General features: G+C 66.6%; 20 protein-coding genes and 1 pseudogene. 4 read left to right on the top strand and 17 right to left on the bottom strand.

Going from position 1 to position 21,885, the window contains the following annotated elements; genetic code table 11:
• Positions 1–106 precede the first annotated feature (106 nt).
• A complete protein-coding gene (locus KHO18_RS05315; RefSeq protein WP_149138070.1) occupies positions 107–1,510 on the bottom strand; it encodes a lactonase family protein in 1,404 nt (467 codons plus the stop codon).
• Between the two features lie 577 nt (positions 1,511–2,087).
• On the opposite strand from KHO18_RS05315, the pseudogene xth reads away from it, so the two are divergent.
• Positions 2,088–2,894 (top strand): annotated as a pseudogene (gene xth / locus KHO18_RS05310) (exodeoxyribonuclease III); the annotation flags it as partial.
• Between the two features lie 111 nt (positions 2,895–3,005).
• Here the strand turns inward: xth and KHO18_RS05305 are convergent.
• The 4 genes from KHO18_RS05305 to KHO18_RS05290 form a co-directional block, all read right to left on the bottom strand.
• On the bottom strand, positions 3,006–3,608 hold the full coding sequence (locus tag KHO18_RS05305; RefSeq protein ID WP_144196502.1) for a TetR/AcrR family transcriptional regulator: 603 nt from the start codon (positions 3,606–3,608) through the stop codon (positions 3,006–3,008).
• 284 nt (positions 3,609–3,892) lie between these two features.
• A complete protein-coding gene (locus KHO18_RS05300) occupies positions 3,893–4,366 on the bottom strand; it encodes a copper resistance protein CopQ (RefSeq protein ID WP_211942878.1) in 474 nt (157 codons plus the stop codon).
• A 415-nt stretch (positions 4,367–4,781) separates the two neighbouring features.
• A complete protein-coding gene (locus KHO18_RS05295; RefSeq protein ID WP_144196504.1) occupies positions 4,782–5,477 on the bottom strand; it encodes a fumarylacetoacetate hydrolase family protein in 696 nt (231 codons plus the stop codon).
• An 82-nt stretch (positions 5,478–5,559) separates the two neighbouring features.
• Positions 5,560–5,982 (bottom strand): VOC family protein, encoded by a 423-nt coding sequence (locus KHO18_RS05290; RefSeq protein ID WP_144196505.1) that lies wholly within the window; start codon positions 5,980–5,982, stop codon positions 5,560–5,562.
• Between the two features lie 133 nt (positions 5,983–6,115).
• Here KHO18_RS05290 and KHO18_RS05285 point away from each other — a divergent pair, with 133 nt between their 5' ends.
• Complete coding sequence (locus tag KHO18_RS05285; protein ID WP_211942877.1) at positions 6,116–7,051, top strand: LysR family transcriptional regulator; 936 nt, start codon at positions 6,116–6,118, stop codon at positions 7,049–7,051.
• On the opposite strand, the gene KHO18_RS05280 is transcribed toward KHO18_RS05285, so the two are convergent.
• Positions 7,020–8,324 (bottom strand): MFS transporter, encoded by a 1,305-nt coding sequence (locus tag KHO18_RS05280; RefSeq protein ID WP_211942876.1) that lies wholly within the window; start codon positions 8,322–8,324, stop codon positions 7,020–7,022. The two genes, KHO18_RS05285 and KHO18_RS05280, sit on opposite strands and share 32 nt — an antisense overlap.
• Before the next feature lie 115 nt (positions 8,325–8,439).
• Positions 8,440–9,069, bottom strand: coding sequence for a TetR/AcrR family transcriptional regulator (locus tag KHO18_RS05275; RefSeq protein ID WP_211942875.1), 630 nt, complete (start codon positions 9,067–9,069; stop codon positions 8,440–8,442).
• A 150-nt stretch (positions 9,070–9,219) separates the two neighbouring features.
• On the opposite strand from KHO18_RS05275, the gene KHO18_RS05270 reads away from it, so the two are divergent.
• Together KHO18_RS05270 and KHO18_RS05265 are read left to right on the top strand one after the other, a co-directional pair.
• Positions 9,220–9,984, top strand: a complete 765-nt coding sequence (locus KHO18_RS05270) for an SDR family NAD(P)-dependent oxidoreductase (protein ID WP_144196509.1) — start codon at positions 9,220–9,222, stop codon at positions 9,982–9,984.
• 184 nt (positions 9,985–10,168) lie between these two features.
• Positions 10,169–12,079, top strand: coding sequence for a methyl-accepting chemotaxis protein (locus KHO18_RS05265; protein WP_211942886.1), 1,911 nt, complete (start codon positions 10,169–10,171; stop codon positions 12,077–12,079).
• A gap of 10 nt (positions 12,080–12,089) precedes the next feature.
• Here KHO18_RS05265 and KHO18_RS05260 read toward each other — a convergent pair whose 3' ends face one another.
• The 10 genes from KHO18_RS05260 to KHO18_RS05215 all read right to left on the bottom strand — a co-directional run bounded on the left by KHO18_RS05260 (position 12,090) and on the right by KHO18_RS05215 (position 21,686).
• Positions 12,090–12,686 (bottom strand): M23 family metallopeptidase, encoded by a 597-nt coding sequence (locus KHO18_RS05260; RefSeq protein ID WP_144196510.1) that lies wholly within the window; start codon positions 12,684–12,686, stop codon positions 12,090–12,092.
• A gap of 27 nt (positions 12,687–12,713) precedes the next feature.
• Positions 12,714–13,973 carry a BON domain-containing protein gene (locus KHO18_RS05255; RefSeq protein WP_211942874.1) on the bottom strand — a complete coding sequence of 420 codons (1,260 nt, stop codon included), beginning with the start codon at positions 13,971–13,973 and terminating at the stop codon, positions 12,714–12,716.
• A gap of 177 nt (positions 13,974–14,150) precedes the next feature.
• The gene (locus KHO18_RS05250; protein ID WP_244844555.1) at positions 14,151–14,558 is read right to left on the bottom strand and encodes a hypothetical protein; all 408 of its coding nucleotides are present in this window, start codon (positions 14,556–14,558) and stop codon (positions 14,151–14,153) included.
• 208 nt (positions 14,559–14,766) lie between these two features.
• Positions 14,767–15,177, bottom strand: coding sequence for a cupin domain-containing protein (locus KHO18_RS05245; protein ID WP_211942873.1), 411 nt, complete (start codon positions 15,175–15,177; stop codon positions 14,767–14,769).
• Positions 15,178–15,252: 75 nt separating this feature from the next.
• Positions 15,253–16,080, bottom strand: a complete 828-nt coding sequence (locus tag KHO18_RS05240) for an AraC family transcriptional regulator (protein WP_211942872.1) — start codon at positions 16,078–16,080, stop codon at positions 15,253–15,255.
• Positions 16,073–17,038: a patatin-like phospholipase family protein gene (locus tag KHO18_RS05235; protein ID WP_144196514.1), complete on the bottom strand. Its 966-nt coding sequence runs from the start codon at positions 17,036–17,038 to the stop codon at positions 16,073–16,075. The genes KHO18_RS05240 and KHO18_RS05235 overlap by 8 nt, the downstream gene beginning before the upstream one ends.
• Before the next feature lie 327 nt (positions 17,039–17,365).
• Positions 17,366–17,833 (bottom strand): carboxymuconolactone decarboxylase family protein, encoded by a 468-nt coding sequence (locus KHO18_RS05230; protein ID WP_149138057.1) that lies wholly within the window; start codon positions 17,831–17,833, stop codon positions 17,366–17,368.
• Positions 17,834–17,971: 138 nt separating this feature from the next.
• Entirely contained in the window at positions 17,972–19,249 is a 1,278-nt protein-coding gene (locus KHO18_RS05225) for an Nramp family divalent metal transporter (protein WP_144196515.1), read from the bottom strand.
• A 165-nt stretch (positions 19,250–19,414) separates the two neighbouring features.
• On the bottom strand, positions 19,415–19,987 hold the full coding sequence (locus KHO18_RS05220; protein ID WP_211942871.1) for a diguanylate cyclase: 573 nt from the start codon (positions 19,985–19,987) through the stop codon (positions 19,415–19,417).
• 157 nt (positions 19,988–20,144) lie between these two features.
• Positions 20,145–21,686 carry an acetyl-CoA hydrolase/transferase family protein gene (locus KHO18_RS05215; protein ID WP_144196517.1) on the bottom strand — a complete coding sequence of 514 codons (1,542 nt, stop codon included), beginning with the start codon at positions 21,684–21,686 and terminating at the stop codon, positions 20,145–20,147.
• Positions 21,687–21,885 lie beyond the last annotated feature (199 nt).

The raw sequence follows: 21,885 nt of genomic DNA, 5'->3' as shown, positions 1-21,885 counted from the left end.
TTGGCCGCCGCCATGACACATGGGAAAGCACCCCAAAGGTTGTATCGGTGTCGAAGCTTTGGGGTGTATTTCAGGTATATCTGGCTATTTTCAATGGCGCACACATTCAGTGCGTGGCGGCATAAGTTGTCGCCATTGACCAAGGCGCGAAGTTGGCAGCGACGGTCCCTGTAGCCATCGCAGCGAGCGAGCCATCCACTCCGATCGTGTACTGCGAAACACTGTTGCCGCCGCTGTTCACCACATAGACGAACTTGCCGGTCGGATCGATCGACACCGAAATGGGCACGGTTCCGGATGCGACGGTCGCTGTCGCCATTGCCGTGAGCGAACCGTCCGTCCCGATTGTGTACTGGGAAACATTGTCACCGCCGCTGTTCGCCACGTAGACATACTTGCCGGTCGGATCGATCAACACTGAAATCGGCCCGAATCCAGAAGCGACGGTGGGTGTAGCCATCGGCGTGAGCGAGCCATCGGCTCCGATTGTGTACTGCGAAACGCTTGCGCTGCCGTTGTTCGCTACATAGGCATACTTGCCGGTCGGATCTACCATTACTGACTCTGGATTGGCGCCCGTGGCGACGACCGGTGTAGCCATCGGCGTGAGCGAACCATCGGCTCCGATTGTGTACTGCGACACACTGCTGCCACCGTTGTTCGTCACATAGGCATACTTCCCCGTCCGATCGATCGTCATCGAAAAGGGAGAGGATCCCGTTACGACAGTCGACATAGCCATCGGCGTAAGGGAACCATTCGCCCCGATCGTGTACTGCGAAACGTCATTGCCGCTGGAATTCACCACATAGACATACTTGCCGGTCGGATCCACGGCCCCCGCCCCGGGCCAAAGCCCCGCAGCAACAGACGCCGTGGCCATTGGCGTGAGCGAACCATCCGCTCCGATCGTGTACTGCGAAACGGTATCGTCGAGGCTGTTCGCAATATAGGCATACTTGCCCGTCGGATCAACCAGGACTGCCTGCGAACCGAAAAATCCCGTGCCGACGCTGGCCGTAGCCATCGGCGCGAGGGAGCCATTATTTTCGATTGAATACTGCGAAACGTCATTGCTGTTTCGATTCACCACATAGGCATAAGCGATGCGTTTGCATGCAACGCTAACTGTCGCAACATCGGCTGCCGACACGGTGCCGGCAGCACCGGTCACCGTGCAGTTCTGTCCCATCGGTTGTGCCCCGACAGTCACGCTGTAGGCACTGCCGGACACGAGCTTCGCAGGAAATGCAAAACTTCCTTCGGCCGTGACAGTTAGCGCGTCTCGGCCATTGGTCAATTGCAGTTGGGTGCCGCTGACCAAGCCGGAAACAGTACCGCCAACCTGATAAGTGGTAGTGCCACTGGAAGGAATGTTTGCGTCAGGGACGCTTGAGTCAGGCACGCTTGAGCTGCTGCCATCACCACAGGCAGTAATGGCAGCGGCGATAAAGAAACCGCCAACCGTTATTTTTGCTGCAACCCAGAACCGATTTCTACCGTACGTCATTTTCTTGTTCCGTTAAGTAAATTCTTCAACTCATTTGAGTTCGGTCCGCATCGAAACTCTCATTGCGGCTGGACGACTCCTCGCGTAGATCAACTGCCGGATCATTTTAATGTGGTACGCGTTTCTTAATCTGCAATACAAAATACGTGACACCAAGTCGTTTCCCGTTAACGGCATGGAATTCGATTTTATTGAGTAACTCGAAGCCCCCCGGTCGGGTCGAGGCCGATAACATGAGCCAGTCGACCAACCTCGGAAGCCAAAAGAATCTCTACGCGCGTGCACGGCAACACGGGGGGCTATGGCCCCGTATGCGGTTGTTACAATGCCGGGCAAGTTACCCGGCCTGGGAAACAGTGTTGCTGCCAGGGTTGACCACATAGGCATACGCACGCGTCAGCGTTGGCCACGGGCCGGGTTCCGTCATCGTGGATCCGTCTGGCAAGCCACCCTCGTAGCCGGCAGCACAGATCTCCTCGAACAGCCGGATGAAAGGAAAGCACGCGACGCTAGCGAAACTTGCCGAATCTTGCTGAAACTTGCCGATGGTGTTGCCAGCCTCGCACAGGGAGAGCCGATGTCCAGATTCAAGATCGCCACCTTCAATATCAATGGCATCCGTACCCGCCTGCCGGCGCTGCTGGATTGGCTGGCGCGCGAGGCGCCCGACGTGGCCTGCCTCCAGGAACTGAAGACCATCGACACGGCGTTTCCGATCGACGAGATTCGCGCCGCCGGCTACGGCGCCATCTGGCACGGGCAGAAGGCGTGGAACGGCGTGGCCATCCTCGCCCGGGGCACGGACCCGATCGAGGCGCGCCGCGGCCTGCCGGGCGCCGAGGATGACACCCAGAGCCGGTACCTCGAAGCCGCCGTCAACGGCGTGCTGGTGGCCTGCCTCTATCTGCCGAACGGCAACCCGCAGCCGGGGCCTAAGTTCGACTACAAGCTGGCATGGTTCGAGCGCCTGATCCGTCACGCGCAGGGTTTGGTTGATAGCGGCCACCCGGTGGTGCTGGCCGGCGACTTCAACGTGGTGCCGACCGACGAGGACATCTACAACCCGCGTTCATGGCTCAAGGACGCCCTGCTGCAACCGGAGAGCCGGGAATGCTATCGCCGGTTGCTGGCGCAGGGTTGGACCGACGCGCTGCGCACGCGCTACCCGGACGCGCGCATCTACACGTTCTGGGACTACTTCCGCCAGCACTGGCAGACCAATTCGGGGTTGCGCATCGACCATCTGCTGCTGAATGCCGAACTGGCGCCGCGCCTGGTCGATGCGGGCGTGGACAAATGGGTGCGGGGGGAGGCGCGGGCGAGCGACCACGCGCCGGCGTGGATCGAACTGGATCTGGGGGAGGGCGCGGCGAAGAAGGCCGCAGCCAAGAAGACCCCGGCTAAAAAGGCCCCGGCCAAACGACCCCGGCTAAAACGACAAAGGCGCCCGCCGCAAAGCGACGGGCGCCACGCGCCTGATTCCGGAGGTTGGACGTTACACCGTCACGGCCTCTTCAGCCTTGGCCGTCACCGGGTCTGCCACGGCGCCGAGCAGCATGTCCGCCGCGGCATCCAGCCGGTCACTCGACCCCGACATGCGCGCCGTGATCATGCCGTTCTGGATCGCGCCATACAGCACCTTGGCGAAGGCCGGCGGCGGCACCGGGTAGGGCTGGCCGCGCTCGGCTTCGGCGCGGCGTAGCAGCTCGGCAATCCACGCCTCGTGCATGCGGAAGTGATCCTGCAGCAGCGCGCCAATCGCCGGCGGCAGCATCATCACCTCGGCGGACAGCATGCCGACCAGGCACACCTGCCCGTTGTCCGCGCCGCCACGCAGCGGCTCAATATAGCGCCGGGCCTGCTCGGCCAGCGGCAATGTCGTGTCGATGGCCCCGATCCGTGCCGTGGCGGTTTCGCGGTAGCACCGCACCACCTCCAGCACCAGGTCGTCCTTCGACGGAAAGTAGTAATGGATGCTAGACGTCTTGACGCCAACCAGCTCCGCCAGATCGCGGTAGCTGAAACCGTTGTAGCCCCGGCGCCGAATCAGCACTGACGCGTGTTCCAGCAATTGCTCGCGTACGGGTTGCGTTTTCATGGCGACTGTCTCCTTGTGGGAGACCCTCCGGTTCATGCCGCTGCCGATCAGATCAGATCAGATCAGATCAGATCAGATCAGATCAGATCAGATCAGATCAGATCAGATCAGATCGACAGCGACTGCGCGACGACAGAAAGTAGTGATCCGCTGGCAATGCAGAGCACTACCCATCCGCCCAGGATCAGGGCGCTGTCACGCAAACTCATGATCAAACTCCTTGTTCGGGGAAGGCCGTGCGCCCGGTATCGTTACCGGGCGCGTGGCGCTGCACTACCGTGCGATCAGGCCAGCGCGCCGTCGGTGTACACGTCGATGGTGCGCGACGGTTCGCTCGAGACACCGGTGCGGTCCAGGCCGGCCACGATGCGGGCGCCGTCCGTGTACGGGTCGAACTTGCCGGTACGGGCGCCGTCGGTGAAGGCATCCACCGTGCGGGCCGGGCTGGCCGAGACACCCTTGGTATCCAGGCCGGCAACGGTGCGGGCACCGTCGGTGTACGGGTCGGTCTTGCCGACGCGGGCGCCGTCGGTGAACGGGCTGCGTTGGTCATTCACGCGGGCACCGTCGACAAACGGGTTGCGGGGTTCGTTCACACCGCTGGCACGGGCGCCATCGGTGAAGGGGCTGCGCTGGTCGTTGACGCGATAGCTGTAGCCGTAGACTTCGCCGGTGCTGTTGCCGGGGGCTGCCTGGGCGGCGCCAGTCACGAAAGCGGCGGCGAGGGCGGCGGCGGAGAGGATGGTCTTGGCGTTCATGGTGGTGCTCCTTGTCTTTGGTTGACCGGGCGATCTCGGTTAGAGGTGGATCGCGGGGCCGATGTCTTGCTGCGTTGTGACAGGCTTTCCTGCTTTGCTATCTACTGGTAGGTAGAGGGGCGGAGCTAAAAAAAAGACCGTCGTCCGGTACTCATTCACAACATGTACTGCGTGGACTTGAACTGCATCGCGGGGCTGGTTTCTGTTTGCCGGGTGGTGCAGCGCCGTCCATGAGCAGAATATTATCTACTACTAGATAGATAAGCAAGGACTTTTTAAAGAAATTTCGATTGCGGAATGGCCAGGCCCCCGCAGCGTCACACATGTCTACCTGGTATATCGCTGATTTATAAAGAAAAACGGCGTCGATCCCCATGTGGACCGACGCCGTCTGGCGACCTTGCGAGCCCTCGGATCAGCGCTTGCCGACCGTAAAAGCGATCTCGCCGAGGCCGTCCACGCCACCCGTGACCACGTCGCCCGGGTTCAGCGCGCCCACGCCAGCGGGCGTACCGGTGAAGATCACGTCACCCGGGGCCAACGTCATGCTTTCCGAGATATAGGCGATCACATCGGCCACGGGCCAGATCAGTTCGTCGAGGTCGCCTTGCTGGCGGGGCTCGCCGTTGACCTTGAGCCAGATCGCGCCCTTGGCCGGATGGCCGACCGCGGACACCGGATGCAGCGGGCCGCAGGGGCCGGAAGCGTCGAACGCCTTCGACCAGTCCCACGGGCGGCTCATCTTCTTGGCCACGTCCTGCAGGTCGCGGCGCGTGAGGTCAACGCCGACCGCATAGCCCCACACCAGATCCAGCGCCTGCGCCGGGGTGACGTTGGCGCCACCCTTGCCGATGGCCACCACGAGTTCGATCTCATGGTGCAGGTTCTCGGTCAGCGGGGGATAGGACACGGTGCCTTCGGCCGGCACCACGGCGTCAGCCGGCTTGGTGAAGAAGAACGGCGGCTCGCGGTCCGGGTCCTTGCCCATCTCGCGGGCGTGCGCGGCGTAGTTGCGGCCGACGCAGAACACGCGACGGATCGGGAAGCGGGCCTGGCTGCCGGCCACGGCCACGCTGGCCTGCGGGGCCGGCTGGATAACGAATTCGGTCATGTCTCGCTCTGCTCTTATGGATCTGGGTTTGATGGGGGTGACTTGGCGATTACTTGGCGATTACTTGGCGATTACTTGGCGATTACTTGGCGAACACCTGGCTCAGGTCGCCGAACGCCTTGAACTCGAGCGCGTTGCCCGACGGGTCCAGGAAGAACATGGTGGCCTGCTCGCCCACCTGGCCCTTGAAGCGCACGTGCGGCTCGATCACGAACTTGGTCTTGGCGGCGCGCAGCTTGTCGGCCAGCGCTTCCCACTTGTCCATCGGCAGGATGGCGCCGAAGTGGCGCACCGGTACATCGTCGCCATCGACCGCGCTGGTGGCGCGATGGCCACATTCGTCCGGCGAGAGATGCGCCACCACCTGATGGCCGTAGAAGTCGAAATCGACCCAGGCGTCGGAGCTGCGGCCTTCCGGGCAGCCCAGCAGGTCGCCATAGAACTGGCGTGCGGCGGCAAGGTCGTGCACCGGGAAGGCAAGGTGGAACAGGGGCATGGCGCTCATGGCAATCCTTTCGTGGGCAGGGATGTTTTGACGTGTCGTTGATTGTAATCAGCAGAACTCGTAATATGAAACGAATGATTTCTGGTCTGAGTATCAGAGATTTCGATATACCCCTGCCTGTGCGCCCACGCCCGTGATCCGCTACTTCCGCACCTTCCTGATGGCCGCCGAGACGGCGTCGTTTTCCGCCGCCGGGGCGCGGCTCGGCCTGACACAGTCGGCGGTGAGCACGCAGATCCGCCGGCTGGAGGAGGATCTCGGCTACGCGCTGTTCGACCGCTCGGGCAAGTCCGTCACACTGAGCGAGGAGGGGCGGCAACTGCTGCCAGACGCCACGCGCTTCGTGGCGCTCTATGAGTCGATGAAGGGCAGCGCCCAGGCGCGGCCGGACACGGCGCCGCTGGATCTGGGCGCGGTCTCCACGGTGCAGTCGACGCTGCTGCCCAAGGCGATGCAGCGCTTTCGCATCGCCTACCCGGACACCCACGTCAACATCGTGCCGGGCATGTCCACGCAGTTGCTGACCCAGGTGGATGCGCGCGAGCTGGACATCGCCGTGCTGGTGAAGCCCCGGCTGGGCATTCCGCCCGAACTGAAATGGGTGCCGCTGCTGCACGAGCGCTTTGTGGCGATTGCGCCGGCAGGCGCCCCGGCGGACCTGAAGACGCTGCTCGCCACCGTGCCGTTCATCCGCTACAACCGGCATTCCACGGGCGGGCAACTGGTGGACCGCTACCTCAAGCGGCACCGGCTGTGGGTGCGCGAAGGCATGGAGCTGGACGAGCCGGCCGTGATCCTGCAGATGGTGGGCGAGGGGCTCGGCTGCGCCATCATCCCTGCCGATCTGGTGCCGTTGCGGCAGACGCCGAACATCGAGGAAGTGCCGATGCCCGGCCCGCCGCTGTTCCGCGAGATCGGCGTGCTGGTGCGGCAGTCGGCGCTCAAGCGCGCCCCGGCGGCGGCGCTGATCGAGGCGTTCGTGGCCGTCGCGCCGCCTACCGGGGCTGGCGAGCCTGGCGAGGCTGGCGAGTCTGGGGTTACGCCTGCGCTGCCGCCTGAGGCGGCGTAGCGGCCGGTGCCTTGCGGCGCACCGCCAGCGCCATCAGCGCGGCGACCAGGCAGGCCGCGCCCGCCACGTACAGCGCCGGCGAATAGGTCAGCAGCAGCGTGCGCGAGAGCCCCGCGCCGAACGCCGCCGTGGCCGCGCCGATCTGGTGGGCGGCGAAGATCCAGCCGAACACCATCGCCGCGCGCTCGCGGCCAAACGTGGTGGCGGCCAGCTTCACCGTCGGCGGTACCGTGGCAATCCAGTCCAGGCCGTAGAACATCGCGAAGATGGACAGGCCGTAGAGCGTGAACTCCGAATGCGGCAGCCAGAACAGCGAGAGGCCGCGCAGCGCGTAGTACCAGAACAGCAGCTTGCGGCTGTCGTACCGGTCCGAAAGCCAGCCAGACAGGATGGTGCCAACGAAGTCGAACGCGCCCATCATCGCCAGCGCGGAGGCGGCCGGCACCGCCGACATGCCGAAGTCCGCGCACAGGGCGATGAAGTGCGTCTGGATCAGGCCGTTGGTGGACAGTCCGCAGATAAAGAACGTGCCGGCCAGCAGCCAGAAGGTTTGCGTGCGCGCGGCGTCGCGCAGCACGACGAAGGGGCCACGCAGCGTGAGCGGGGCGGGCGGGCCGGACGGCGCCGGCGCGGTGCCGGGCAGTTCGCCGAACGCGGGCAGGCCAACGTCGCCGGGCCGGTTGCGCATCAGCGCGAAGACAAATACCGCCAGCGCGGCGCAGGCCACGAGCACGGGCAGCACCGCCGTGCGCCATCCCATGTGCTCGATCAGCCATGCGGCAACCGGCAGGAAGGCGAGTTGGCCGGTGGCCGAACTCGCCGTGAGGATGCCCACCACCAGCCCGCGCCGCGCGGTGAACCAGCGGTTGGCCACCACGGCGGCCAGCACCAGCGCGGTCATGCCCGAGCCGACGCCCAGCATCAGCCCCCAGGCGACGAACAACTGCCACAACTCCGTGGCCACCGTGGCCAGCGCCATGCCGCCCGCGATCAGCGCGAGCGCCGCACAGACCACATTCCGCACGCCGAAGCGTTCCATCAGGATGGCCGAGAACGGCGCCATCAGGCCGAACAGCGCGAAGCGGAAGGCGAGGATCGATGAGATCTGATCGGTGTTCCAGCCCATCTCCTGCGTCAGCGGTTTCAGGAACGCGCCGGGCAGGCCGAGCGCGGCGGAAGTGGTCAGCATCACGCAGAAGGTGACGGCGGCAATGATCCACGCATAGTGGATGCCGCGCCGGTCCAGCCGGCTGGAAAGGGCTTGCGCAAACATGGGGGTCTGGTTGTTGTGGTGAGTGAGATGTGGAGAAAGGGTGTCTGCGGGTGTCTGCGGGTGTCTGCGGGTGTCCGTGGGTGTCCGTGGGTGTCCGTGGGTGTCCGCGTCTGCCTCAGCCGGCGGGAGAAGGTTCGGGCGCAGCCTCGGCAGCGTCCTCGCCCAGCAACCACGCACGCGTGGTATCGAGAATCGCCTCGGAGAGCGGGTCGCCGGCCGTGGCGCGGGCCAGCATCAGCGCGCCCGCCATGGCCGACACCTCCACCAGCGCCTGCTGGCGGGCTTCGGCTTCGGGCAGGTCGGCTGGGGCGGTCGAGAGCCATTTGTCGATCAGCGCCGAGAGCCCTTCGCGGTACACCGGGCGCACCGGCTTGTCGGCGTCCTCGCGCGCCACATCGGCCGCCAGCGCAGAGGCCGCGCAGCCTTCGGCGGCGTGGTCGCGGTGCGCGGGGGTGAGATAGGCCGCCACCAGCGCGCGCCGCGCGGTCTGGCGGTCACCGCCGGCGCCGGCGATGCGCCGGTCCCAGCGCTGGTCGCCTTCCTCGAAGGCGCGCCGGCAGGCCACCGCCACGAGGTCGTCCTTCGACGCGAAATGGCCGTAGAAGCCACCGTGGGTCAGCCCGGCATTTGCCATGATTTCTGCCACACTGACTGCATGCGGCCCCCGTTCGCGGATCAGCTTTGCCGATGCGGCTTCGATGGCCGCCTTGTGTTGGCTGGCCACTGCTCGTGATGCGCGCGCCATTTGACGCCTCCCTCTGGAAACCTGACTGAAACTTGCCTTGACCGCAGTTTAGATGACGTCCATACTTTATTCAATAGATGCTGGTCATCATTTAAAAAGGCCAGCATGGTTGTTGTCATGTCGTCCCATCGATCCAAGGAGATTCCTGCTATGTCCAAACTGTTCGACCTGTCCGGCCGCGTCGCGGTGATTACCGGTTCCACCAAAGGCATGGGGCTGGAGATGGCCCGCGCGCTGGGCCAGCAAGGCGCCCGCGTGGTGGTCTCGGGCCGCGATAGCGCGGTGTCCGAGCGCGTGGCGGCCACATTGAAGGCCGAAGGCATCGATGCCACCGGCATCGCCTGCGATATCGCCGACCTCGTCAGCGTGCGCGCCTTCGCCGACAAGGTGCTCGCCACCTTCGGCCGCGTGGATGCCCTCCTGCTCAACGCCGCCGCCAGCGGCGTGGTCGGCCCGATGCTGGAGCAGGGCGAGAAGGAATTCGACGACGTGATGGCCGGCAACGTGCGCGGCAATTTTGTGCTGGTTAATGCACTCGCGCCGCAGATGATCGAGCGCCGCGATGGCTCGATCGTCTTCATGTCAAGCATTGCCGGCCGCCGCGGCTCGGCCTTCCTGCCGCTGTACAGCGTCTCCAAGGGCGCGATCGATGCCGTGATGCGCAACTTCGCGCTGACGCTGGCGCCGCACAACATCAACGTGAACAGCATCAACCCGGGCCCGGTGCGCACCGATTTTTCGCGCGACGCGCTGTGGGGCGATCCCGAACGCGAAAAGGCCCTGAGCGGCGCCATCCCGATGCGGCGCATCGCCGAAGCCAGTGACGTCGCCGGCCTGGCCGTGCTGCTCGCCTCGCCGGCGGGCCGCTACATCACGGGTCAGGTGATCGGGCTGGACGGCGGCGCCACCGCCTGATGTTTCGCCCCGCCGCCGTGCTTCGCGCACCGTGCGCGTGCGGCGGCGGCACCGTGTTTGTGCAGTGCGAAAAATAGCCGGGAAAGTGGCTTCATTCCTTCGAATCGAGACCGATACAGCGTGAAATCAGTTCTCGATAACAAGGAGCACCGTGGCCGCTTTCCTCACCCCCGCAATGCACCTGATGGCGCGTCTGACGATCACGCGCAAGCTGGTGCTGCTGACCATCCTGTTCCTGATTCCGCTCTGCGGCGCGCTGGTTGCCGTGCTGAACCAGTCGGTGCAGTCGATCCGCGCCACGCAGGATGAATTGCGCGGCCTGACGCTGGTTGGCCGCGCGCTCGACTTCATGCGCGAGACGCAGGTGCGCCGGGGCGCCGCCAACGGGCTGCTGCTCGGCAATGCCACCTTCCGGCCGACCTTCGACGCCGCCAACGGCAAGGCCGATGGGCATCTCAGCGCACTTCGCGCCGAGGCGGCAAGCGTGACGGCGTTCGACGTGAAGCCGGACGCGGCCAAGCTCGACGAAGCCTGGGCGCAGATCCGCAAGCTCGGGCTGGAAACCCCCGCCGCGCCGCTGTTCGAGCGCCACACCGCGCTGGTCAAGCAGACGCGGCTGTTCATTGGCGATGTGGCCGATCGCTCCTCGCTGGCGCTCGACCCGGACGCCGGCTCCTATTACCTGATCAACCTGATGGTTGGCCCGATGCCGAAGCTGGCCGAACTGAGCGCGCTGGCGCGTGGCCGGGGCGCCGGCATCATCGCGCAGGGCGGCTATTCCGATGCGGCCCAGCAGGCGGACCTTGCCGCGCTGGCCGAGCAGATCCAGGACGGACTGGAAGCCGTGCGGCGCGACATCGCCCGTGCCGAGCACGGTGCGCCGGCCTTCAAGGCCCGCATGGAAGCCGCCACCGCCAGGCTGGCCGCGATGGACAACTTCTATCGCACGCTCAAGGTGAGCATGCTGGGCTCCAGCGGCATCACGATCGATGCCAAGTCGTATTTTTCCGAAGGTACGGCGGCAATCGAGGCGGTGTCGGCCCTCAACCAGGAGTTCGCCGCGCTGACGGGCGAGATGCTCGCCCAGCGCATGGCGGCCGAGCAGCGCCAACTGGTGCTGCTGGCCGTCATCGCGCTGGTCACCGTGGGCGGCGCGCTCTACCTGTTTGCCGGTTTCAGTCAGGGCATGCGCCGTGACGTGCAGGACGTGGCGACGCTGGTGGCGCGCATCAACGCCGGCGACCTTACCGTGCGCATCGACGCCCACGGCCGGGACGAGCTGAGCGGCGTAAAAAGGCACCTGATGTCGATGGTGGAAACGTGGCGCGGCATCATCGGCGAGACCAAGGACGGCGCGCAGAACGTGCTGGTGGCGGCGGGGCAGATCGCGCAGGGCAATGCCGATTTGTCTCAGCGCACGGAGGAGCAGGCGTCGTCGCTGGAGCAGACCGCGGCGAGCATGGAGGAGCTGACCGCCATCGTCCAGCAGAACGCGGGCAACGCCAACGAGGCCAGCACGCTGGCTGCGGAGGCGTCGGCGATTGCGGTGGCGGGCGGGGAATCGGTGTCGCGCGTGCGCGAGACCATGGGCGAGATCGAGGCCGATTCGAAGCGGATTGTCGAGATCATCGCCGTGATCGACAGTATTGCCTTCCAGACCAATATCCTGGCGCTGAACGCCGCTGTCGAGGCGGCGCGTGCGGGGGAACTGGGCCGGGGCTTCGCGGTGGTGGCCAGCGAGGTGCGCACGCTGGCCCAGCGCGCCGGCCATTCGGCCAAGGAGATCCGCGCGCTGATCTCGCAGTCGACCAGCCGGGTGACGGCAGGCACGGCGCTGGCCGGGGAGGCCGCCGCGACCATGGAGAACATCGTCACGGCCGTGCAGCGCGTGACGACGATGATGGACGAGATCAGCCGCGCCTCCCACGAGCAGAGCGGCGGCATCACGCAGGTGAACCAGGCGGTGACGCAGATGGATCAGGTCACGCAGCAGAACGCTGCGCTGGTCGAGGAAGCCGCCGCAGCGGCCGAGGCGCTGCAGGAACAGGCGCTGCGCATGGAGCAGAGCGTCAGCGTGTTCCGGCTGGCGGCTTGAACTAGGAAAATTACGGGGACGTCGGCGCGCGCAGCAACGGATAGGGGTTGATCGCCCCGGCTCCGGTGTATACGCCGTAGTGCAGGTGCGGCGGCGTGCCGCGCGCGTTGCCGGTATTGCCGACGTAGCCGAGCACGGCGCCGGGTGCCACGCGGTTGCCGATGCTCACATCGGCATAGTCGTCCAGATGGGCGTAGTAATGCATCTGGCGACCCGGCCCGAGCACCCAGACCACCTTCCCGCCCAGGCTGTTGGTGCCCACGCGCGAGACGATGCCCTCCGTGGCGGCCAGCACCGGGGTGCCGCGCGCGGCAAAGATGTCGATGCCTTCGTGCTTGCGCCCGCCGGAGCGCGCCCCGTGCCAGGTGTCTCGCAGCCCGCGCTGGGCCACACCCTGCACCGGCATCGCCAGCGCGGTGGGCGCCGGCATCGACGCCAGCCGTACCGCGTAGAGCGCACTATCTATATAGGGTTTGACGTAGGGCCAGCCCAGTGCGCCCGCCAGCAGCAGCGCGGCCAGCCACAGCCAGCCGGCGTAGGAGCGGGGCTGGCGTTCGGGTTGGCGTTGGGGCTGGGGTCGGGGCGGGTCGGCCGGGCGCGTCACCATGGGCGGCTCCGGCCGGTGGCGATGGCATTACCAGCCGTTGGAGCCGGCACTGGTACCTTCGCCGGCACGCGCTTCGCGCTTCTCGACGCGGATGTTGTTCTCGACTTCGGTAACGCCGAAGGTGTTGTCGGCGATGTCCTCGATGGCATATTTCTGGCTCCGCTGGTGGACGGTGCCGGATAGCGTGACCTTGCCCTTGTCCACGTCGACGCTGACTTCGCCCACATCCACGCCGCTGGTAAAGGTCAGCCGTTCGCAGATCTGGTCGCGGATGCGCTCGTCGGTGCGGGTGTAGCCGCGCGGCACGTTGCGCTTGTCGATGTCATCGTCGTCGAGGCCGAAGAAGTTGCTGACGGCTTCGCCGATCCGGTGGCCGAGATTGTAGAGCGCGCCGTGCTCCTCGCCTTGATCGCGGTCATCGTCGTCGTCCGCCCTGCGCCGTGACGGGCGGTAGCCGAGTTCCTCGTCATAGCCGCTGGCGCCAAGGTAATTGCGCCCGTATGACTGGGCGGGCGGCTGGCGGCCGGCGTAGGCGCCGGACGGACGGGATTCGCCCCATTCGTCGCGGGGCTCGGTCCAGTAGCGCGTGTCGCTGCGCAGGTCGTTGAAATAGGCGTCATGCCCGGACCCGCCGGCCTGCCAGGGTTCACGCTGCTGGGCGCGGCGCAGCCATTGCTGGTCGGCGCTGCCAAAGCCCTGCTGGCCGCGTTCGCCCTGATGACCTTGTTGCTGGCGTTGACCCCGACCCTGACCCCGACCCTGACCCCGACCCTGACCCCGACCCTGACCCCGACCCTGACCCTGATCCTGTTCCCATCCGCGCTCGCCGCCGTAGCCGCGTGCCTCTTGATAGCCTTGATAACCCCGGTAGCCCTGCGGGCCGCCGTAGTCCCCATAGTCCCCATAGTCGCCAAACTCGCTGGCCTGGCGGCGGCTGCGGTACGCCTGCTGGCGGCGCTGGGCGTCTTCTTCGGGCGAGTCGCTGCTGGCATAGCCGCCGTTGAGCCCGTAGCGCAGGTTGCTGCCCTGCCATTGGCCGCTGTCGCGGTAGGCGCCGGCATAGCCGCTGCGGGGCGGGCTGCCGTCGCTGGTTTGTCCCGGGATCAGGCGCTGGCGTCGGCGCGCATCGTCCCATTCATCGCTGGCGGACTCGGGCTGCCAATCCTGCTCGCGCGCACGCAGTCCAGTGTCGTCGCTCCATGGATCGTAAGCGTCGTCGTCGCGGACATTTTCAACGGCCCGCCAGGTCTGCCCCCGGCGATAACGCTCGGTGTAGTGGTCGCCCATTGCTGATCTCCTGAAGTTGCGGGTGTGCCATCACTGGCAATCCAGAAGAGGGGCAAGATTCGTACCGCGCCGGCCGGGCCTTGTCAGGGCTGGCCTTGCGGGAGTTGGTGCGGGGGACGCCCATGCAAGCCTTGCGCGGGCGCGTGTAAAGACTGCTCGGTGGGCATCGTGCGCGGGTTAATGGGCCGTCACACGGCGCAGCGAGCCCGGCGGGTGGGCCAGGACGGCGGCGGGGATCCTCGGTGCGGAGGGCGTGGCCGGCGCGGCGGGTGCGGGATCCGTCCGCTCGGCACGGGGCGGGCGCACCGGGGCGATGCCCTCGACGGCGCCCAGCGCCTGACCGTTCTCGTAGCCGGTGGACACCGCTTCGAGATAGCCGGGCGAGAACTTCTGCTCAGGCGTGACCGCCGGGGCCAGTGCGGGCTGCGCATACACCGCCGTGTGGGCGCAGAGCGCCAGCACGCGGAGCAGCAGGATGCCGCCACGCATGCGGTAGAGCACGGCGAGGGGCGTAAGCGGCGAAAGAGGACGGGGCTGGTGGAGGGGCGCGGCGTCCGTGGGGCGCAACTGTGGCGGGATCTTCATGATGGTTCTCCAAAGGAGCTTTCGCTCCGGCTGAAAGGGCACTCAGAACGAGCATCGCGGCGCCGCGCTCGTCCTTCCTTTTCGCAGAGAACATGCCACCATCATTTCGGCCCCGGGCGGGCAGGCCGGACCACTTTCACGCGGAAAACAGGGGGTTTCGGACCAACACGTGGTGAGGAACGGTTGGCGCCATGCCAACATCGGCCGATCAGATCCAGACGTCGTTTTGCGCGGTGCGCTCGCCCACGGCCTCGCCCGTATTGCGCACGCCACGCGGCTCGATCAGCAGCATGCGCACCTCGCCATCGGCAAACGGCTTGTGCTCGATGCCGCGCGGCACCACGTACATCTCGCCGGCGCGCAGGTCGACGTGGCCGTCACGGAAGTCGATGCGCAGGTGGCCGTCCAGCACGATGAAGGTCTCGTCAGTCTCGGCGTGGCTGTGCCAGACAAAGTCCCCTTCGATGCGGACGATCTTGAACTGGTAGTCGTTCATCTCGGCAATCACGCGCGGCTGCCAGTGGTCCGAGAACAGGGCGAGCTTCTCGGCGAAGTTGATGGCGCGGTAGGGAGTGGGGGTGGGAGTGGGGGAGGGGGTGGGGGTGGGGGTGGGGGACATGGGGCGCTCCTTCGGATGGGATGAAGGCCCGAGTCTGCGCCGCCGGCGGGCGGGCCGTCTTGTACGATCGTGCAGCTACGGCGTGCGCCCCAGCGTGCGCAGCCAGCGCGCCGGCGTGATGCCGAAGGTGCGCGCGAAATGCCGCGTCATGTGGGCCTGATCGGTGAAACCGGCCCACGCGGCGGCATCGGCCAGGGTCTGGCCAGCCACGATCAGCCGGCGGGCCATGTCGAGCCGGCGCATGGTCAGGTAGCGGTACGGGCTGGTGCCGAACAGCGCACGGAAATCGCGCGACAGGCGCCAGCGGTCACGGCCGGTGGCGGCTTCGAGTTCGTCCAGCGTGACGATGCGCGCCACGTTGTCGATCAGAAAGGTCCGGGCCATCTCGGCGGCGCGGTAGTCCAGCGCCTGCCGGCGCCCCGGCGTGGGTCCGCCCGCAACAGCGGCCAGCGCGTGGGCCACGTCGTAGATGGCGTCGTCTTCCTCGAGCGGGTCGATCGGGCGGTCCATCGCGCGCAGCAGCGTCTCGGTGGCGGCGAACAGCCGGGGGTCGTCCGATCGGCCGCCCGGGATAAACGGCAGCGGCTGGCCGCCCAGCGCGCGCTGCACGTGCGCGGGCTCCACGTAGATCATCCGGTACTGGAAGCCGGCCTCGGTGCCGGCCTGGCCGTCGTGCGGCTCGTCGGGGTGCAGGACAATGGTGCCGCCCGGCAGGCTGTTGCAGACGCCGCGCCGGTAGGAAAAGCGCTGCACGCCGGCCAGCGTGCGGCCAATCGCATAGGTGTCATGGCGATGCATGTCGTAGCCGTGGCCGCCGATGAACGCCTCGATGCGCTCCATGCGCTGGGCGGACGCATCGCGCCGCATCCAGTCGCGCCGGCCCGGCAGCACGCCATCAACCATGCGTGTGGCCGGGATGGCCGTGGGTGTGGCTCGGCGCCGCGTGCGTGTGGATGTGGTCCGCCTCCGGTGGCGGGGAAAGGTCGGCGCTGCAGCTGGGCGACGACTCGTCGTGGCTGTGCGGCTCCAGCGCGCCCGGCACGCGGCGGCTCTTCAGGCCATCGGCACGCAGCCAGGCCACGGTGGCCTCGGCGGCGCGGTCGATCAGCTCGCCGCAGCGCGTGTAGTCATAGGGCGAGACATCGAGCGGGCACAGCGGCGGCACCACGGCAATATGCGCGTGGTCGGCCCAGCGTTCCAGGTCATGCACCAGTTGCCGCGCCACCAGCAGGGACAGCGCATTGAGCGCATGCTCCACGGCGCCACGCGGCGGGCGGCGCTCGGCGCAGGCGAAGCCGGCCGGCAGCACCACGATGCGCGTGGCACCCAGCCGCACGGCCGTGGAGACAGGCGTGTTGTTGGCCACGCCGCCATCGATCAGCGCCCGGCCTTCCACGTGCACCGGCGGAAACACGCCCGGAATGGCCGCGCTGGCCAGCACCGCATCGACGATATTGCCCGAGGACAGCACCACTTCGTCGCCGGAATGCATGTCGGTGGCCACGACATAGAGTGGCAGGCTGGCATGTTCAAGCCGCGATTCGCCGAAGTGGCGTGAAAGTAACTTCTGGAGGCCGAACGATTCCACCAGATGCCCGCGCCGTCCGCCCAGCATGCCGAGCATGCTGCGCCAGGACCAGGGCAGCACCTCGGCCCGGCGAATGCCGCGCCAGAGGCTCTCCAGCTTGGCCGTGCCTTCCTCGTGCGGATGGCAGGCGAAATACGCGCCGTTGATGGCGCCGGCCGATGCGCCGATCACCATGTCCGGCGCCATGCCCCACTTCACCAGTTCCCGCAACATGCCGACCTCGATGGCACCGAGGCTGCCTCCACCGGCAAAGACGAATGCTGTTTTTTCCATAGCTGGGCCCGCGGGGAGCCATCCTCCCCGGATTCTCGATCTGTTCGTGGCGACAGCATAGGCCACTTCCGGGCGGGAGCGAAAGAGTCTGTGGATGTAGGGTCTGTTGGGGCCAATTGTGCAATTAACCGCCAAGAATTTGGCGCGACTTCAGGGGCGGGCGGGCAGGGGATGGGGGGAAACGACGCAAAAAAGGCACGATGCGAAAGACGCACGATGCGAAAACGGCACGCGAAGCACGCACGCAAAAAAGGCGCCGACAGCGATGTCGCGCTGTCGGCGCCCCGCGGCAGTCCAACCTGGCGCGCTAGCGAAGCAATGTCCCGATCAGAAGCCGGGAGCCGGCGTTTCCGGGATCTGGTTGCGCAGGCTCAGGTTCATCACGTTCCAGCCGCGGATAGCGGCGATGGTATAGGACAGCTCGGCGATTTCCTGCTCGCTGAACTGTTCGCGCAGGGCTGGCCAGGCGGCGTCGGTCAGGTCCTGGTGCGGCAGCGCGTTGACGGCCTCGGCCCAGCCCAGCGCGGCGCGCTCGCGGGCGTTGAAGAACGAGGCGGGCGCCTCACGCCAGCCGGCGATGGCGTTCACGTGGCGCGGGTCCAGGCCCTGCTTGATCAGGTCGCGCCAGTGCATGTCCACGCAGACGCCGCACTGGTTGATCTGCGAGACGCGCAGCTGCACGATTTCCACCAGACGCGGGCCCAGCGAGCTTTGCTTGACCGAACCCGACAGCGCGATCATGGCCTTCAGGTTGGCCGGGGCGAGCTGGAAGAAGTTAATACGCGATGCACTCATGATGGTTCCTCACGGTAGTTCAAGGGAGTTGGCGTGCGCCCTTTGCGCCTGCCTTTCCCTGTAAGACGTACCGCGCGCCCGGCTTGTGACAGCTTTCCCAAAAAATTTCAGAAAAATCCGATTGAGCCGATTGAACCCTCAGTTCATCCATTCCCGGAAGGTGAGGAAGAGCATGGCCGCGTTCATGGCGATGATGATGCCCACCGTCAGCGACGCCAGGATCACCACGCTGCGCGGGTTGGCGTAGGCGCCCATGCGGGCGCGGCTGCTGGTGAGGCGCACCAGCGGAATCGCCGCGAACGGCAGTTGCAGGCTCAGCACCACCTGGCTGGCGATCAGCAGCTGCGCCACGCCTTTGTCGGCGTACAGCCATGCCACGATCAGCGCCGGCACGATGGCCACGCCGCGCGTGAGCAGCCGGCGCGCCCACGGCGCCAGCCGCGTGCGGATAAAGCCCTCCATGACCACCTGGCCGGCCAGCGTGGCGGTCACCGCCGAGCTCTGGCCCGAGGCCAGCAGCGCCACGGCGAAGATCACGCTGGCCCAGGCGGCGCCGGTCAGCGGGGAGAGCAGGTGGAAGGCCTGCTGGATCTCGGCCACCTCCGCGTGGCCGCTGCGGTGGAACACGCCGGCCGCCGTGACCAGGATCGCACTATTAATAAAGAAGGCGATGGCGAGGGCCACCAGCGTGTCGACGGCGGTGTAGCGCAGCGCCCGTTGCAGCGCCGGCGGGCTGTCCTCCACGGCGCGCGTCTTGACCGCCGCCGAGTGGAGGTAGAGGTTGTGCGGCATCACCGTGGCGCCGATGATGCCCGTGGCGATGACCACGGCGTTGGCATCGGTGAGCGAACGCGGCGAGGGCAGCAGCCCCCAGCCCACGTCCGACCACGACGGCTCGGCGATGATCAGCATCGCCACGAAGCACAGCAGCACGATGGTGATCATGCTGATGACGAAGGCTTCCAGCCGCCGGAAGCCGCGCTGTTGCAGGACCAGCACCAGCAGCACATCCAGCACGGTCAGCGCCACGCCGGCCAGCAGCGGGATGTTGAACAGCAGGTTGAGGGCGATGGCCGTGCCGATGACTTCGGCCAGGTCGGTGGCGCAGATCGCCAGTTCGGCCAGGATCCATTGCGACCAGGCCGACCAGCGCGAGGCGCCGTGCCGGCACGCCTGCGCCAGGTCCATGCCGGTGACCAGCCCGAGCCGGCTGGCCAGCACCTGGAGCAGCATCGCCATGAGGCTGGACATCGCCACGACCCAGAGCAGGGAGTAGCCGTAGGCGGACCCGCCCGCGAGGTCGGTGGCCCAGTTGCCGGGGTCCATATAGCCCACGGCCACGAGGTAGGCGGGGCCAAGGAAGCGGACGAACTCGCGCCACCTGGCGGTGGGCGGGCTAGGGATGACGGCCGACACGTGCCCATCCTACGAGGTGATGACCGCGCATGGCGCTCCCGTTCAAGTTGTGTGTGGCTCGGATGTCTCGAACTACCAAGGCAGCCAATTTAGCCGAATTCGTCGATCGATGCGCTGAGGGCACATGACCGGTACGGTCATCGGGGCGCCAGCGTTGGCCGGGCGTCAGCGGTGCTGCGCCACGGGCCTGGCGCGCGCCGCCTGGGCCCGCAGGCAGCGCAGCAGTTCCTCTGCGTAAGGCAGCACGACGAGCAGGCCGAGCGCGGCGAACAGACCCATGAGGTAGAGCGGCGGCAGGGGATCGCGCTTCGGGGTCAGGGTGAGGCTGGGGGGCTCTGCGGCGGCGCCGAACAGCGCCAGGAACTGGTCCCAGTGGGCCGCGGCCAGCATGGCCACGGCCGTGACCGGCAGCATCTCCAGCAGGCTGTGCACGTGCTGCTCGTTCGGCGGCACCGTGCGCCGGCTCACCGCGTAGCGCACGTCGAACCAGGCGGTGACCGCGTGGACCACCACGCCCGCGATCATGATGGCGAACAGCAGCGCGTTCACCTCGAAGAACAGCACCAGCAGGACCGGGACGCCCACCTGGACCATCATCAGGCTGTGCATGACCGATTCCCGGACGCCCGCGTTGATCTCGATGCGCTGGCGCCGATGGAACCACCAGTCGCCCAGCCCCGCGAGGATCCAGAGCGGGATCAGGCCGTACATCAGGATCAGGCGAACCGGTTCTTGCATGGCGTCTCCAGCGGTGGCGGGAACTCACGCCACCTTCCGAAGCACGCTGCAAGTGCCGTTCCATGCCGAAATGAGCCCGTGGGAGGCCCGTGGGAGGCCCGTGGGAGGCAGCCGGCAGCCGGGCGGGATGTAAAAACCGCCCGGTGGTGCAGAAACGTCAGGCCGCCAGCGGCGTGGCTTCGATTGGCGCGATGGCCGCCGCCCGGGGCGCCGGCAGCATCGTACCGTGCTCGCGGTAATTGATATGCCACGCAAACGCCTCTTCCAGCAGGTGCGGGGTCTGGCCGCCGCGCGTCTGGGCCCGGCGGAAATAGTCGAGCAGGCCGTCGCGGTAGGCCGGGTCGGCGCAGTTGCGGATCACCTGGAGCGCCCGCTCGCGTGGCGCCAGCCCGCGCAGGTCGGCCAGGCCGTGCTCGGTGACGAGGATGTCCACGTCGTGCTCGCTGTTATCCACGTGGGAGACCATCGGCACGATGCTGGAAATCCGCCCGTCCTTGGCCACGGACTTGGTCACGAAGACCGACAGGTAGGCATTGCGCGCGAAGTCCCCCGAGCCGCCGATGCCGTTCATCATGTGCGTGCCGCCCACGTGGGTCGAGTTGACGTTGCCGTAGATGTCGCACTCGAGCGCGGTGTTGATGGTGATCAACCCCAGCCGGCGCAGCACTTCGGGATGGTTACTGATTTCCTGCGGCCGCAGCACCAGGCGGGATTTGTAGCGCTCGATCTCGTCCAGCACACGGCGGTAGACCGGCCCGGACAGCGTCATCGACGACGCCGAGGCGAAGCGCAGCTTGCCGGCGTCGATCAGCGAGATGGTGCTGTCCTGCAAGACCTCCGAGTACATCGTCAGGTCGTGAAATGGCGAATCTACGAGCCCGTGCAGCACCGCATTGGCAATCGTGCCGATGCCGGCCTGCAAAGGCTGGAGCGAGGGCGAGAGCCGCCCGGCGCGCACCTCGCGCTCGAACAGTGCATTGAGATGGCCGGCGATCAGGCGCGTCTCGCCGTCTGGCGGCAGCGCGTTGGACGGGCTGTCGTCGCGCGCGGTGAGCACGATGGCCGCAATACGCGACGGATCGACGGGGATATAGGGCAGGCCGATGCGCTGCTCGACGGCAATCAGCGGAATCGGCTGGCGGTAGGGGCGCTGCACCGGGAAGGCGATGTCGTGCAGCCCTTCCAGCGCGGCCGGCATATTGGTGTTGATCTCGACGATGACCTGCTTGGCCATCATCGCGAAACTCGCCGAATTGCCAACCGAGGTGGTCGGCACGATGCCGCCGGTCTCGGTGATGGCGGCGGCCTCGATCACGGCAATGTCCACCGGCGCAAGCTGGCCGCTGCGCAGCTGCTCCACGGTCTCGCCCAGATGCTGGTCGATGAACATCACCTCGCCGTCGTTGATCTTGCGGCGCAGGGTGGCGTCGGACTGGAACGGCAGGCGGCGCGCCAGCACGTTGCTTTCGGCCAGGATCTTGTCGATATCGTTGCCGAGCGAGGCACCCGTGATCAGGGTGATCTGGAGCGGGTCGGCGGCGGCGCGGCGCGCCAGGGCGAAGGGCACGGCCTTGCAGTCGCCGGCGCGGGTGAAGCCGCTCATGCCGACCGTCATGCCGTCCTGGATCAGCGCGGCGGCCGCGTCGGCCGACATGATCCGGTCCTGCAGGGCGGCCAGGCGAATGCGATCACGGTACATCTCGTCTCCTTGCTTGTGGGCTTTCTGAAGCCTGTGGGGGCTTTTTGGGGCTTTGGGGGGCGTTGTCGGAGCCAGTGTAGCGAGCGCTGAATATTCTCACCATGATTTAAATCGCTGGAAACCAGTCGGTTTTTTCATGGATGACGGCGCCGTGCAAGGCGCCGTGCGCCGGGCAAATCGGCAAGCAACGGTGGCCATC

The sequence above is a fragment of the Cupriavidus campinensis genome (genome assembly GCF_905397395.1).
GTDB classification, from domain to species: Bacteria; Pseudomonadota; Gammaproteobacteria; order Burkholderiales; family Burkholderiaceae; genus Cupriavidus; species Cupriavidus campinensis.
The sequence above is the reverse complement of the archived record's forward strand: the minus strand, read 5'-3'. Positions and strand labels throughout refer to the sequence as shown.

Excerpts from the sequence above, each read along its gene's own strand:
- KHO18_RS05240 (WP_211942872.1), bottom strand. The coding sequence starts at position 16,080 with ATGGTTGATGGCGTGCTGCCGGGCCGGCGCGACTGGATGCGGCGCGAT.
- KHO18_RS05220 (WP_211942871.1), bottom strand. The coding sequence starts at position 19,987 with ATGCAAGAACCGGTTCGCCTGATCCTGATGTACGGCCTGATCCCGCTC.
- KHO18_RS05265 (WP_211942886.1), top strand. The coding sequence starts at position 10,169 with ATGGCGCGTCTGACGATCACGCGCAAGCTGGTGCTGCTGACCATCCTG.
- KHO18_RS05270 (WP_144196509.1), top strand. The coding sequence starts at position 9,220 with ATGTCCAAACTGTTCGACCTGTCCGGCCGCGTCGCGGTGATTACCGGT.
- KHO18_RS05295 (WP_144196504.1), bottom strand. The coding sequence starts at position 5,477 with ATGACCGAATTCGTTATCCAGCCGGCCCCGCAGGCCAGCGTGGCCGTG.
- KHO18_RS05235 (WP_144196514.1), bottom strand. The coding sequence starts at position 17,038 with ATGGAAAAAACAGCATTCGTCTTTGCCGGTGGAGGCAGCCTCGGTGCC.
- KHO18_RS05260 (WP_144196510.1), bottom strand. The coding sequence starts at position 12,686 with ATGGTGACGCGCCCGGCCGACCCGCCCCGACCCCAGCCCCAACGCCAA.
- KHO18_RS05255 (WP_211942874.1), bottom strand. The coding sequence starts at position 13,973 with ATGGGCGACCACTACACCGAGCGTTATCGCCGGGGGCAGACCTGGCGG.
- KHO18_RS05280 (WP_211942876.1), bottom strand. The coding sequence starts at position 8,324 with ATGTTTGCGCAAGCCCTTTCCAGCCGGCTGGACCGGCGCGGCATCCAC.
- KHO18_RS05245 (WP_211942873.1), bottom strand. The coding sequence starts at position 15,177 with ATGTCCCCCACCCCCACCCCCACCCCCTCCCCCACTCCCACCCCCACT.
- KHO18_RS05315 (WP_149138070.1), bottom strand. The coding sequence starts at position 1,510 with ATGACGTACGGTAGAAATCGGTTCTGGGTTGCAGCAAAAATAACGGTT.
- KHO18_RS05300 (WP_211942878.1), bottom strand. The coding sequence starts at position 4,366 with ATGAACGCCAAGACCATCCTCTCCGCCGCCGCCCTCGCCGCCGCTTTC.
- KHO18_RS05275 (WP_211942875.1), bottom strand. The coding sequence starts at position 9,069 with ATGGCGCGCGCATCACGAGCAGTGGCCAGCCAACACAAGGCGGCCATC.
- KHO18_RS05215 (WP_144196517.1), bottom strand. The coding sequence starts at position 21,686 with ATGTACCGTGATCGCATTCGCCTGGCCGCCCTGCAGGACCGGATCATG.
- KHO18_RS05305 (WP_144196502.1), bottom strand. The coding sequence starts at position 3,608 with ATGAAAACGCAACCCGTACGCGAGCAATTGCTGGAACACGCGTCAGTG.
- KHO18_RS05250 (WP_244844555.1), bottom strand. The coding sequence starts at position 14,558 with ATGAAGATCCCGCCACAGTTGCGCCCCACGGACGCCGCGCCCCTCCAC.
- KHO18_RS05230 (WP_149138057.1), bottom strand. The coding sequence starts at position 17,833 with ATGAGTGCATCGCGTATTAACTTCTTCCAGCTCGCCCCGGCCAACCTG.
- KHO18_RS05290 (WP_144196505.1), bottom strand. The coding sequence starts at position 5,982 with ATGAGCGCCATGCCCCTGTTCCACCTTGCCTTCCCGGTGCACGACCTT.